Here is a 12,478-nt window from a genome sequence, read left to right as displayed (position 1 = left end):
TTTATTCTATCTCTCCATTCTTACTTATATTTTTCAAAAACTCGCCTTTTTTAGAAATTACCTCTGTAACCCTCAATCCAAAATTTTTGTCCATTAGTATTACTTCTCCAATAGCGATTTTTTCTTCTCCTACGTAGATATTAACTGTGTGTCCTGCCATTCGGTCTACTTCTATATAATCCCCAACCTTATATTTGGACACTTCTCCTATATTCGACTTGCTTGTTCCTAATTGAGCGATAACCTTCAATTTTAGGTCTGCCAGCTTCGCAATATCATTTTGGATATTACCTAATTTCTGACTTGCTGAACCTGAAAAGTCTTCAAATTCAACTGAAAAAATTTCTGGTTTTCTTTCCAATATTATCACTCCTTTTAATCTTCGTTTTAAGCTTCTTGCACTTTATCTGCTATCTCTTCTTCCTCTTCCGTGTAATTCAGAAAACGAAAAGCTTTTTTACTTCTATCTTTTCCTATTAAACAATTAAATTTATGTACGCCAGCGGCATAACCTTTAACCGGTTCTGTGACTTTATTATCAAATCTCAAGAAATCCCCTACTTCAATTTCTGCAAGTTCACTTACAGTCATCGTAGTCTCACCGACATTAACATAAATATCTTCTACTACATTTTTTAAACCTTTTTCAATATCCTCTCTATAATTATTTTTTTTCTTATTATGAGAAAACTCCATAATGTTCTCAACAGTTAATTTATCAATGATTGGCTCTACAGATTCATATGGAATCACCAACCTTATAGTGGACTGCCAATGTTCATTGCTAACAGTCAAATTAACAAGTGCAACCATATCTGTTCCAGAAGTTATTTTTAACAATGTTGAATCCGTTTGATATGCAATGAATTTTGGACTTATTGGCGCAACACTATCAAAAGCTGTTTCTAGGTTTTCATAAATAACGCTTTCTAAAAGTTTCACTGCCGTTAATTGTTCGATATCAGTTAATGGTATTCTTTCTCCTAATGTTTTTGGTAGTTCATTTCCTAACCATCTTTTATGAATAGCCATGATTAAAGCTAAATCTATTTCCACTACTATTTCATGCAAATCTGGATGTCCTAAACTTGTTATAAAGAAACCATAATAATCTTTGGTCATGGTATCTGCATAATCTGCTACAAATGCTACCTGCTCAACTCCTGAAAAATCAACATTAATAGGAGTCCTTAATCTTGCAGTTAATGATTGTGACACACTCTTCGAAATTGTATTCGCGATTCTTTCAATACTTTGTAGATTATCAATACTGAATTTTTCCGGTCTATTGAAATCATAAGCTTTATATTTAGAATTATCCATTTCAATAGCATCTTCTCCACCTGTTTGAAAAGACGATATCAAAGCATCTATCTCATTTTGGGATAATTTATCATTACTCAAATTTTTACCTCCTTTTTATGTTTCTGTATTAATTGCTTGCTATGGCTTTTTTCACTGTAATTAAGAGTTCATCATCTTCAAAAGGTTTTTTTATAAAATATTTGGCACCTGCTTGAATTGCTTCTACCAAAGAATCTTTTGCTCCTACCGAACTAACCATTACAACTTTGCTCATTGCATCAATTTGTTTTATTTCTTTAAGGGCTTCAATCCCATTTTTCTTTTTCATGGTTATATCCATTAATACCAGGTCTGGTTTATCTCCTGAAATGTATAATTGCTCATACATTTGTACTCCCATTTCACCGTTTTTTGCCATACCTATAATTTCATATCCGTTTTTTTCTAATAAATCTTTCAAAACCGCCCTCATGTAAATGGCATCATCTACAATTAAAATCTTTTTCTTATTCACTTATTTTCCCCCTCTTCTCCTAATTTCACTATTTCAACGTACATTTTTCCTCCGCGAATAAATATATTTCCTTCTCCAATTTTTTCTTTTCCAATTTTGATAGTTACAATATCTTTTTTTGAATTTTCTAGGCGATACGTTGTTCCTTTTGAGATGTTTAATAAATCTTTAATACTTTTTTTAGTATTACCTAATTCAAAACTAACCGTTAACGGTATTTCATCTCTAGTTTTCATCATTCACACCCTATTCCTTAATTGATTTACAAGTTCTTTGTAATAAGATGCTTTTGCTATTTCTTTCATCTTTATTTTTTCTCCTGTACCAAGATGCATTGTAAAAGTATTTAAAACTAATTCCTCATCTTTTGGATATAACTCGACACTATCTTTACCATACTTTAATTCTGGTACATCAATTATGACTCCTTTACCAAAAACTACAGTTAAAATTTCAGTCATATTTCCACCTAGTATATTCATTACCTCTTCAACTGCATTAATGGAAAGTTCATCCCATTCCTCAACATCTTTTTCTGAATTTAATCTCTTTTTAATTACGTACTTAGCTAAACACATTGCATCTTTTTCAGTTAAAAATACGTGTGTTTCTCCAATTTCCCCACCGTTAAATACAACCGTTGTATATACTAAATCTTTAATTTCCTTTTCAATATCCGCCATACTAACTAGTTCTGTCTTAGGAGAAGAAATCATGATAGTATCTTTTAAAAATCTTCCCAATGCCGGCGCAGCATTACATAATGTAAAAAATCCAAGCTCATTAAAAAACTTGTGTTTTTCTTCTATATTCATTACTTTCACCTCTCGCTTTTCTTTTTTCTCTTAATAAATTTCAACAAGATTTATAAAAATCTTTTTCTAATCTTATTTTCTATCTTTTTTTATATAATTTCATAATAAAAAACAGGGGAAATCCCCCCTGTTTTATCGAATCAAATTAACAATTCCATCTATAACTTGGTCCGAAACTTGTATTATTTTTGTGTTAGATTGAAATGCTTTTTGATAAATCATTAAATCTACAAATTCTTGTGACAAATCTACATTTGAATTTTCTAAAGAATTTGCTCGGATTCTTCCTGCTCCAACATCACCAGAGCGAGCAATTCCAGGTTCTCCAGAAGCTGGAGTTTGTGCATATTCACTAGCACCTACACGAGTTAATCCTTGAGGATTATCAAAGACAGCTACCGCAATTTGTCCTAATTCTTTAATAGAACCATCACTATACTGACCTACAACAATCCCGTCATCAGTAACACTAAAATCTTTAATCATTGCTGCCGCTTTACCATCTACACCTTCTGTTCTTAAACCATTTTCTGTTGCATACAAAGTTAAATTGTTCATTGTTAATTCTATATTTACTTTTTGCCCAGAAGCTGGTGAAACATACGAAATAGTAGGAACCGCATCGTTTCCAAAATTAGTAATACTAGAAACTTTACCAGTCATATCGAAAGCAACATCACCTGTTTCTCCGATTGTAACCACAGTAGAATCATTAGCTGATTTCATCTTTTTTAAATCAAGAGTCATAAAATCATTTGTACCGTTTTTCAAAGTAACAGTTTGGTCTATATCACTCACAGTTTGTGTAATTGGACCTATTGGACTTCCTGCTGGTGGTGTAATTGTAATTTTAACTTGATTTCCGGCTACTTGTTGAAGGTCTACTTTATAATCTCCCGGAATTAAGTCACCTGCATTACCTTTAATATTAAGCATTGCATTTTTTATTGATGGTGTTTGTTTAATATCGGAAGGCATTGCAACATATTTAAATGTATTATTTCCAGTCTTTACATATTCTACAGTAACATCTGTTCTTTTACCCATTGCATCATATGCTGGAAATTGTGTTCTCACCGATTCTCCAATTGGTGTATCGTAATTAATATTCCCTTTTATTGTAGATTTCGTAGTAGCCTCCCCTGGAATTACTTGGTCCATAGGAATTTCTATTCTTTTAGGAACGGTAGTTGTATCTAATTTTCCTGTCATAGGATTAACTCCCCATCCTAATACATATTGACCACCTTCTGTTGTCAAATACTTATCAGCCAAAAACGAACCTTTTCTTGTATATAAAACGTCATCTCCATTGGCATTACCAACCATGAAATATCCATTTCCCTCAATTGCTACATCTGTTTTTCCACCTGTATTATTAATAGCTCCTTGTGCTAAATTAGTTTTAACACCTGACAGTTTTACACCACTACCAATATCATTAGGGTTTACACCAGCAAATTTATCTGTGCTTTTTGAACCCGGTCTAGATTGAAAATAAACTAAATCCTCAAAACTAGCTTTTTGACCTTTATGTCCCACTGTTTGGGAGTTTGCAATATTATTAGATGTAATCGCAAGAGCTTCTTGAAAAGTTTTTAATCCTGTAACACCAACTGATAATGAACGAATCATTGTCGTTCCACTCTCCTTATATACTAAAAAACAAAAATAAAACTATTTATTACTTTCTACGGGTGTCTGTTTATCTGCATCTACTGGTTTATCTACCGGCTTATCCACTGGTTTATCCACTGGTTTATCCACTGGCTTTTCTTCTGGTTTATCTACCGGTTTATCCATTGGATAATTTGCTACTCTAGCAATATTCCCTATTTCAATAGGTTTGTTATTAACGATAAGTTCAAGCACACCTTTATATACTTGAACTTGGTTAACTTTTCCTTCCACCAGTTCACCTTCTGTTGTCATCCCTGTTATTTCTTTCCCTAAAAACCCCATACCTTGCTCTAATGGATTTTTTTGTACTGCTGCTTTAAGATTATCTACAACTTTCCCTAAATTTGTGATTTGCTCAACCATTGTCAATTGACTCATTTGAGCCATCATATCTTTTGATTCCATAGGACTCATAGGGTCTTGATATTGTAAACTAGCTAAAAACAATTTTAGAAAATCATCTTTATTCATTACTCCTCGTTCTGCTGCTGCTTTAGTTGTTGCATTAGTTGTTGCATTAACGTTATTTGTTTGAGTAACCGTAGGAGTGACTGTGGGACTGTTAACTTCCAAATTATTCACCTCTCAATACACGTTCCATAATTTCTTCGAAAACCTCTTCAGGCTCATTTTCATTTTCTACATTTCGTTCTTTCTGCCTATATTCATTTTTTCTTTCTGAGTTTTCTTCTTTTTCTTCTTTTGGTTTTTCTTTAAAAACAAAGTTTAACTCTAGATTTCTTTCTTTAAAATCCTTTTTCATATCATCAAATAACATCTCTAACTTATGCTTCGTTCTTTTCCCTTCCGTTTCGATAGTTAATTCTATACCTTCCGAAGTCTTTTTAAATAACATCTCCACATTACCTAAATTTTTTGGAATTAATTGCACAAACATTTTATCTTTAGTTACAATCATTTTCTGGATTTGTTCGAATTTATCATGAACTTTTTGTTTTAACTGTTCAAGATTAAGTTCCATTGGCTTTTCTGCTTTTATATTTTTATCAATCGCATTATGTTCAACTCTATTTATTGTAATGTTATTTTCTACATTATTTGTAGGCGTGTTTTTTTCTACTTCAATCTCATTGAATGTACTGTTTCCATCTATTTCGTTTTGTTTTTCGGCTTTTTCATTACTTGGTGATTCGCTTTTCATGATATCAATAACTTCTAATTTAATATTAGAAGTTTTATCTTTTGTTATATTAACAATGGCATCTTCTAATTCATTTATTTTGTTTAAAAACTTAGTGAACATAGGTTTTAATTCTTCATTATTCATAATATCTTTTCCTATTTCCCATGTTTCATTTTTAATATCACTTAAAACAGTACCTATTTCTTTTAAATTTTTAAAATCTTCTATACCGCCTATATTATTCTTGAACTCACTTACGCTTTCTATTAATTTATTTAGGTTGTTCATTAATTGATTAGGTTGTTCTCCTTGACTTAAAACATTTTGCAAGTCTTTAAGTATTTCTAATAAATCTTTCGTCTTTTCCACTAATTTTTCTGAATCTGGTGTTGTTATTTTTTCAGTTTCTTGTTTATTTAAAACTTTTTCAGCTATATTTTGTAACAATTCAACAAGTTCCTTAGCATTTAATTCTAAATTTTCAAAGTCCACTTTTGATAAATGCTCTGTTTTATCAGAAATACTCTTTGCTTTATTATTAATATCAATTTTAAAACCCGGATTATTTTTAAAGAATAACTCTTTGTCATCTAATGTTACGTCTTCTCCGTTTTTTAAATCCCCTTTGATTTCTAAGTCCTCTTTAATATTAAGTTCTTCTATCTTTTCCGCACTATTATCAACTTTTTGAATTTCATCTTTCTTAATATCAATTTTTTTAATATCAATTTCTTTTGCATTAGTTTCTTTAACATTATTATCCTTAGTATCCGTTTCCTTTGCACTAGTTTCTTTTTCGTTAGTTTTTTTAACATTAGTTTCTTTAACACCATTGTCCTTAGTATCCGTTTCTTTTGCATTAGTTTCTTTAACATTAGCTTTTTGGGCACCTTCTTCTTTAATGTCAGTCGCCTTTGTCTTCTCATCTTTACTTGTTTCATTTTTTGTTTGTGTTACTGTTTTTTTCTTTAAATTGTCTTTGTTTAATATATTTGAAAACGTTTCTTCACCTTTGTTCGTTCTAGGACTAGAAACATTTTCTTCTTTTAAAGTGTTACTCACCCCATTGGTATTATTAGGTAGCACGTTCAATAATGCTGTTATATTCATAGTAATTGGAGTAAAACTCCTTCCCCCTTACTTAAGAAAAATCCAACCATTTTTTATATTCAAATAGCATCTCCTCTTCTTTTCTTCTCTCCTGTTTTTCTTTTTCTTTCAACTTTTGTTGAAACATACCATCTACATACTTTTCTTGTTCCTTTATTTTCTCCAATTCAATATTTTGTTTTTGAATATAGCTATCAATTATTTTTATCTCTTTTTCACATTGTTTTACAAAATCCGAATTAAATCTTTGTGTTAACATTCCTGCTCTTACAGTCTTTTTTTCTTTTAAAATTTTTGTAGATGCACTTAATTTATTTTCTTCCACACTTTTACGGTTATTTAATTCATATTTTTTTGCTTGTAACACCGTTAATTCTTCTTCTACTTCCATTTTCTCTTGCTCTAATTTAAGTTTTATTGCATTATAAACATTTTCTTTCATATTCCCACTCACTTACATTGCATAAAAAAAGGCAAATGTTATTTTAACATTCACCTTAAATAATAATTCTTGTTTTATTTATTAAAAAAATAAGAGTTTGTAATGGCTAGATATTCCCTTAAATGAGCTTGTACAATGTTTATAATAGGTGTTCTAGATACTAATCCAAAAGTATTAAATTCTAGCCTTTTAGCTATTAATTTGCTTCTAAACATATGAAAATCACTTGTTACGATTAAAACATGTTTATTTTGATAATCATATGCTCTTTTTATCAAAATATCTTTACTAAACACTAAATTTTCATATGTACTAGTTGCCTTTTCTTCTTTAATAATTCTTTCTTTTTCTATGCCATGAGCTATTAAATATTTTTCCATTACCTGTGCTTCTGATTGAACTTCGCCTATTCCAATTCCACCACTTACAACCACCTTTGTTTTGGTGTTTTTCTCCAAGAACGGAATAACTTTATTCAATCTATCTTTTAGCATTTCAGATGGTGAACCATCTCTTAATCCACACCCTAATACTACTACAAAATCAATTTTATCCTTAATAACATCATTTCTTGATTCTAGAAAAATTAAACTTTCAAAAATCAACATTAGAACTAAGCCCATCGCCAAACATATCTTTAAAATTCTCCATAACATTTGTTTCTTTTTTATTTTAGGAACAAAGAACAAACAAGTGCCTATAATTAGAACAAATACCATGCCTGCATCAATTCTCAATTCGCAATAATATAAAATAAATACGTAAATAATACATAATGCAGACAAGTATCTATTCCAATATTTCATTATATTTTCTCCTTAAACAGCTGCACAGTATCTTCAAAATTCACCGCATCATGTCTTCCTTGTTTCAATACTTGGTTTATTCCTTCTGTTTTATTCTTAGCTTCGAAAATATGGATATTATCTGGTGTTTCTTTAATTGTACCTAATTTAAAGAATGTCTCATTATCTCTATAAAGGGACAACAAGTATCTTGTTCTATTCGCTATATTCCAATGTTCCTCATCAACAATGTCTTCCATAATACGACTGACTGAACCCAAAACAGAGATTGCTGGATAATGAGCAGCAGTGGCTAAATCCCTACTTAAAATAATATGCCCATCTAATATACCCCTAGCTAAATCAGGAACTGGACCATTTTCATCATCTCCATCTACCAATACTGTATATATCCCTGTAATTGAACCTTTCTTAGTTTTTCCAGAACGTTCAAGCAACTTTTTCATATAATCACCCATAGATAAGGTCTTTCCTCCTACAGGGAAATCTTTAGTTGCTATATCTAGGTCACGCCTTGCATCAGCAAAACGAGTAACCGAGTCCATCATAAGTAGAACATTTTTTCCTTCATCCCTAAATTTTTCTGCAATTGATGTAGCTAATTTTGCGCATCTTAATTGCATTAATCTGCTTTCATCTGAAGTTGCTACTACTAGCACACTTCTTTTTAACCCTTCTTCTCCTAACTCCTTACGAATAAAATCTTTTACCTCACGACCACGTTCTCCAACTAGACCTATTACATTTACATCGGCTTCTGCATTTTTTGCTATCATCCCCAAAAGAGTCGATTTACCTACACCAGAACCAGCAAAAATTCCTATTTTTTGACCTACGCCTATGGTCGTCATACCATCGATTGCTTTTATTCCAGTAACCATTACATCCGTTATTTCCTCCCGTTCAAACGCATTGATTGGAGGACTTTCTAATGATATTTCTTGTAATGGATAGTTTCCAGGATTATTAATTACTTCTCCATTCGCGTTCAAAACTTTCCCTAAAATATAAGATGGTTCAGGCACATAAACCATATCTGATATAATTTCTACCCAATCACCATTTTCAACTTTTTCTCCCACATTAAAAGGCAGCAATATGTTGTTTTCTCTATCAATTGCTACTACCTCACACATAATTTTATTATCTCCAACTAAGCATATGTCACCAATTTTTGCTTTCGGACCTTTTGAAACATAATATTGTTCTTTAATTGTATGTATTTTTCCTCTTCTTAAAAAAAGAGAAGAAGAATCTACAATTCCTCTCCAATATTCATTTTCTTTTTGAAAATTCATCATTATTCTCCCTCTCTTCTAATTTGTTGGTTTAAATTACGAATATCCCCTTTTATTTTATTGAATATGGAAGAAAATCGATAATCATAGTATTCATTTTCTTCTTCTACCATAAATTCACCAATTTCTAGCTTATAATCTAACTTCCAATTAATATTTTCCAACATCCAACTTTCTTTGGAATTATCCTTTTTTATACATTCTAACGTTTCAGGATGAACCGTAATTGTAAGTTCTTCAAAAGCAATGGGAAGTTTTTTTATTAAACCTTTGAACATTTCTGGCATTGAGAAATCTTCTGTTCTAATTTTTTGACCAACTATTTCTTCAGAAAGTTTTATTGCATTTTCCCACATGAATTCCCTTATATCATAGTATTCTTGTCTTTTTTTTCTTTCATATTTTTCTTCTTCTTTTTGAATTCTTTCTAGTAATTCCATTTTTTCTGTTTCAAATTTCTCTAATTCCATTTGTAACTTTTGTTCATGTTCTTTTAATTTTTCTTCATAATCTCTTAACTCTTCCTCCTTTAATTGTAAATCACTCTTTTTTACTCGTTCTTCTTTTTCTTCATTTGTTAAAAATTCTTCTCCAATTACATCCTCTATTTTTATTCTGTACAATTCATTGGAAAGGGTAACAGAATCACGGGGAATTCTGTTACCACTTCCATTTTTATAAGATGACATCTTCATCACCTCTAGCTATTTGAATTTTCTCTTCTCTCTCAAGACGTTTTACAAGAGTAGCAATATCTTGCTGCGCTTTTTCAACATCTTTAAGTTTTACAGGTCCCATTCCATCCAATTCATCCCTAACCATGTCTCTTCTACCTTCAGACATAGACTGCAATAATTTTTCTTTTAATTCTTCTGGGGCTAACTTCATAGCTTTCGCCAATGTTCCTATATCCGGAACTTCGTTTAATATTTTTTGTAAAGTTAGACTATCCAATGTTTTCAGGTCATCAAATGTAAATAGATTTTCTTTGATTGTAACTGACAACGGTTTATCAACAACTTCTAGTCGTTCTAATACGACTTTTTCAATACCGCGAGGTACATTATTTAGAATATTAACAACAGATTTTAATCCCTCTTGTTGATTAGAATCTCCCATGCTCATTTTATTTAGTTGATTTTCTACAAGTTTACCAATTTTAAATATTAACTCACTGTCTACCTGTTCTAATTTAGCCAAGGCAATAAACGTTTCTATCATTCTTTCTTCCGGCAGAGTTTGAAGTAATTCTCCAGCCATTTTAGCGTCCATGTGATTACAAACAAGAGCAATTGTTTGAGGGTCTTCTTTTCCTAATGCTGTAATTAAAGGTTCAACATCTTTCACTTTCTTTAAGAATTCAAATGGATTATCTACATCATAATAGACACGTCCTAACATCTTTTGGAAATCCTTTTCGTCCATATGCTTAAATAGATTTCTTAAGTAATCAATTCCATTTCCTATTGTTCCAATGTTTCTACTTCCGAAATAGAATAAAAACTCAGCCATTACTTCATTGTATTCATCCTTTGTATAATCCCCAGGTTTACCTAGTTCTTGAGCTAGTATTTCTTGTTCCTCTTTATTTAATTCTTGTATAATTTTTTGAGAAGTTTCAGTTCTGAACATACGAATTAACATCGCGGCTCTTACCCGCGATGGCAATTCTTTTTTTTCTGTATTTTCATTTTCCATACTTAACTACTTCCTTTCTTTTAGTAGTTTTTTTATGTATTCAGCAGATTCTGTAGGATATTCATCGCTCAACTGAACTACTTGTTCGCTTAATTCTTTGTGTCTAACTTCTTTCTTGATTCTGATTTGTTTTTGTTCTTCAGATTCAGAATCTTCGTCGTCGAATACTATATGTATACCCTCACTTTGAGTTTCTGCTTCTAATCCATTTTGTTCCAGCGTTTCCGGTTCTCTTTGTCTTGCCATTGCAGCAATAGTTTCAGCTTCTTCTTGTTTCTTTTTCTTATTTAGTAAAAATAGTACAACACCGACTACCGCTAATAGAATCACTAAGCCAATACCTACAAATAAACCATATTTACTAAGAAAAGCTCCCAAACCTTTCTGTTCTACTGGTTTTTTTACCTCTACTTTATCTTTAGGTTGAAAATCCAAGAAAAGAACACTTACTTGTCCATTGTCAAAAGAATCCGTTGGCTGATTATATTTTAATCCTGCTGCAATACCAACTGCTTGTCTAAATTGATTAACATTTATCTGTCTCTGCTTTAATGCGGCTTGATTTACCCAAACTACAATATTCGTATTTGTTAATTCTGGATTTTTCTTTACTGTTTCAATTGTTTTAGATATTTCATAGTTTTCAGTGGTATTTTCCTTTTTTTGTTTATACACAACTTTTCCATTTTTTGAATTTACGTCATATCCAACAACTTCCCCATTTGCATCTATTCCCGCTTCAGGATTAGTTATTCCATCAATTTTTGCAGTGTCTTCTGCTTGTTTATTTCGACTTCTTAGCACACCTTTATTATCGAAGTTTTCACTTTTTCGCAAAATATCATCAAAATTAATAGCAACCTTTACATTGATTTGAACATTATCATATCCAAACAAGCTTGAAAGAGAACGTTTAATATCATCATGAATGCCATTTTCTGCTTCTTTCTGAATAGTCATTTGTTTTTCATATTGACTAGAACCCAAATTATTTTCTTCTAAAATTGAATCAGAAATAATCCCTTTTTTGTTGTCTATTACTTTCACATCTTCAGGTGCAACGCCTGGAATCGCTGAACTAACCATGTTTTGTATGCCTAGCAGCTGCTGTTTAGTAACATCAGAACCTCTTTTAAACCCTAGAGTAACCGACGCCGTTCCTTTTTTATCTTCTTTTTCAAACAAACTTGTTTGTTCAGGAATCGTTAGATTGACTGTAGCTTCGTCAATAAAAGGAAAACTACGAACCAATTCTAGTTCTAATTGTCCTTTTCGAGCTTTTAACTCTCTTAGCTCTAAATCTTTTTTCGTACTACCAAGAGAACTTTCCATAAATATATCATAGCCTTGTGCACCTGATTGACTACTAGGAAGTCCAATATCACTCATTTCTTGACGAACCCATGACACATTTTCTTTCTTCACAGAGATTGTTTTTGTTGCATCATCAATTTTGTAATCAACACCCCGTTTGGATAGCTCTACAACTATTGATTGTTTATCTTCATCTGATAAACTTGAATATAATTTTTCATATCCATCCGGCTTTAAGCTAATATAAGTATAAATAGCAAATATAACAATTACTAACCCGATGATTATTCCCTTATATTTACCACCAAACTCCTTTAACTTATTCATAAAATTCTTATTTTCCATTTTTCAC

The 12,478-nt window shown here is 31.2% G+C and carries 14 protein-coding genes; all 14 read right to left on the bottom strand.

The genetic code is table 11. From position 1 onward, the window contains the following. Position 1: 1 nt before the first annotated feature. Positions 2 to 361, bottom strand: a complete 360-nt coding sequence (locus tag PDL00_RS02165) for a FliM/FliN family flagellar motor switch protein (protein ID WP_170953108.1) — start codon at positions 359 to 361, stop codon at positions 2 to 4. Positions 362 to 387: 26 nt separating this feature from the next. Next, positions 388 to 1,404 (bottom strand): flagellar motor switch protein FliM, encoded by a 1,017-nt coding sequence (gene fliM / locus PDL00_RS02160; RefSeq protein WP_098006987.1) that lies wholly within the window; start codon positions 1,402 to 1,404, stop codon positions 388 to 390. A gap of 28 nt (positions 1,405 to 1,432) precedes the next feature. After that, positions 1,433 to 1,819 (bottom strand): response regulator, encoded by a 387-nt coding sequence (locus PDL00_RS02155; RefSeq protein WP_255301977.1) that lies wholly within the window; start codon positions 1,817 to 1,819, stop codon positions 1,433 to 1,435. Then, positions 1,816 to 2,055 (bottom strand): FliM/FliN family flagellar motor switch protein, encoded by a 240-nt coding sequence (locus tag PDL00_RS02150; protein ID WP_098517520.1) that lies wholly within the window; start codon positions 2,053 to 2,055, stop codon positions 1,816 to 1,818. Before PDL00_RS02150 ends, PDL00_RS02155 begins: the two co-directional genes overlap by 4 nt. A 3-nt stretch (positions 2,056 to 2,058) precedes the next feature. Continuing rightward, on the bottom strand, positions 2,059 to 2,634 hold the full coding sequence (locus tag PDL00_RS02145) for a hypothetical protein (RefSeq protein ID WP_270725902.1): 576 nt from the start codon (positions 2,632 to 2,634) through the stop codon (positions 2,059 to 2,061). Positions 2,635 to 2,766: 132 nt separating this feature from the next. Next, positions 2,767 to 4,269 carry a flagellar hook protein FlgE gene (locus PDL00_RS02140; protein WP_270725900.1) on the bottom strand — a complete coding sequence of 501 codons (1,503 nt, stop codon included), beginning with the start codon at positions 4,267 to 4,269 and terminating at the stop codon, positions 2,767 to 2,769. Between the two features lie 42 nt (positions 4,270 to 4,311). Beyond that, on the bottom strand, positions 4,312 to 4,887 hold the full coding sequence (locus PDL00_RS02135; RefSeq protein ID WP_270725897.1) for a flagellar hook capping FlgD N-terminal domain-containing protein: 576 nt from the start codon (positions 4,885 to 4,887) through the stop codon (positions 4,312 to 4,314). A gap of 1 nt (position 4,888) precedes the next feature. Then, on the bottom strand, positions 4,889 to 6,544 hold the full coding sequence (locus PDL00_RS02130; protein ID WP_270725895.1) for a hypothetical protein: 1,656 nt from the start codon (positions 6,542 to 6,544) through the stop codon (positions 4,889 to 4,891). Between the two features lie 55 nt (positions 6,545 to 6,599). Beyond that, entirely contained in the window at positions 6,600 to 7,010 is a 411-nt protein-coding gene (locus PDL00_RS02125; RefSeq protein WP_270725893.1) for a hypothetical protein, read from the bottom strand. A gap of 74 nt (positions 7,011 to 7,084) precedes the next feature. Further along, complete coding sequence (locus PDL00_RS02120; protein ID WP_270725891.1) at positions 7,085 to 7,816, bottom strand: YdcF family protein; 732 nt, start codon at positions 7,814 to 7,816, stop codon at positions 7,085 to 7,087. Then, on the bottom strand, positions 7,816 to 9,114 hold the full coding sequence (locus PDL00_RS02115) for a FliI/YscN family ATPase (RefSeq protein WP_420107057.1): 1,299 nt from the start codon (positions 9,112 to 9,114) through the stop codon (positions 7,816 to 7,818). Before PDL00_RS02115 ends, PDL00_RS02120 begins: the two co-directional genes overlap by 1 nt. Positions 9,115 to 9,116: 2 nt before the next feature. Next, on the bottom strand, positions 9,117 to 9,803 hold the full coding sequence (locus tag PDL00_RS02110) for a FliH/SctL family protein (RefSeq protein WP_270725888.1): 687 nt from the start codon (positions 9,801 to 9,803) through the stop codon (positions 9,117 to 9,119). Further along, positions 9,790 to 10,812 carry a flagellar motor switch protein FliG gene (locus PDL00_RS02105; protein ID WP_098007488.1) on the bottom strand — a complete coding sequence of 341 codons (1,023 nt, stop codon included), beginning with the start codon at positions 10,810 to 10,812 and terminating at the stop codon, positions 9,790 to 9,792. The genes PDL00_RS02110 and PDL00_RS02105 overlap by 14 nt, the downstream gene beginning before the upstream one ends. A 6-nt stretch (positions 10,813 to 10,818) precedes the next feature. Next, positions 10,819 to 12,471 (bottom strand): flagellar basal-body MS-ring/collar protein FliF, encoded by a 1,653-nt coding sequence (gene fliF / locus PDL00_RS02100; protein ID WP_270725885.1) that lies wholly within the window; start codon positions 12,469 to 12,471, stop codon positions 10,819 to 10,821. Positions 12,472 to 12,478 lie beyond the last annotated feature (7 nt).

The organism is Bacillus cereus group sp. TH152-1LC (genome assembly GCF_027710505.1).
In the GTDB taxonomy this organism is placed as follows: Bacteria; Bacillota; Bacilli; order Bacillales; family Bacillaceae_G; genus Bacillus_A; species Bacillus_A mobilis.
Note: the sequence above shows the minus strand (reverse complement) of the source record. Positions and strands in the feature narration are given on the sequence as shown.

Excerpts from the sequence above, each read along its gene's own strand:
- PDL00_RS02150 (WP_098517520.1), bottom strand. The coding sequence starts at position 2,055 with ATGAAAACTAGAGATGAAATACCGTTAACGGTTAGTTTTGAATTAGGT.
- PDL00_RS02145 (WP_270725902.1), bottom strand. The coding sequence starts at position 2,634 with ATGAATATAGAAGAAAAACACAAGTTTTTTAATGAGCTTGGATTTTTT.
- PDL00_RS02140 (WP_270725900.1), bottom strand. The coding sequence starts at position 4,269 with ATGATTCGTTCATTATCAGTTGGTGTTACAGGATTAAAAACTTTTCAA.
- PDL00_RS02125 (WP_270725893.1), bottom strand. The coding sequence starts at position 7,010 with ATGAAAGAAAATGTTTATAATGCAATAAAACTTAAATTAGAGCAAGAG.
- PDL00_RS02120 (WP_270725891.1), bottom strand. The coding sequence starts at position 7,816 with ATGAAATATTGGAATAGATACTTGTCTGCATTATGTATTATTTACGTA.
- PDL00_RS02115 (WP_420107057.1), bottom strand. The coding sequence starts at position 9,114 with ATGAATTTTCAAAAAGAAAATGAATATTGGAGAGGAATTGTAGATTCT.
- PDL00_RS02110 (WP_270725888.1), bottom strand. The coding sequence starts at position 9,803 with ATGTCATCTTATAAAAATGGAAGTGGTAACAGAATTCCCCGTGATTCT.
- PDL00_RS02105 (WP_098007488.1), bottom strand. The coding sequence starts at position 10,812 with ATGGAAAATGAAAATACAGAAAAAAAAGAATTGCCATCGCGGGTAAGA.
- fliF (WP_270725885.1), bottom strand. The coding sequence starts at position 12,471 with ATGGAAAATAAGAATTTTATGAATAAGTTAAAGGAGTTTGGTGGTAAA.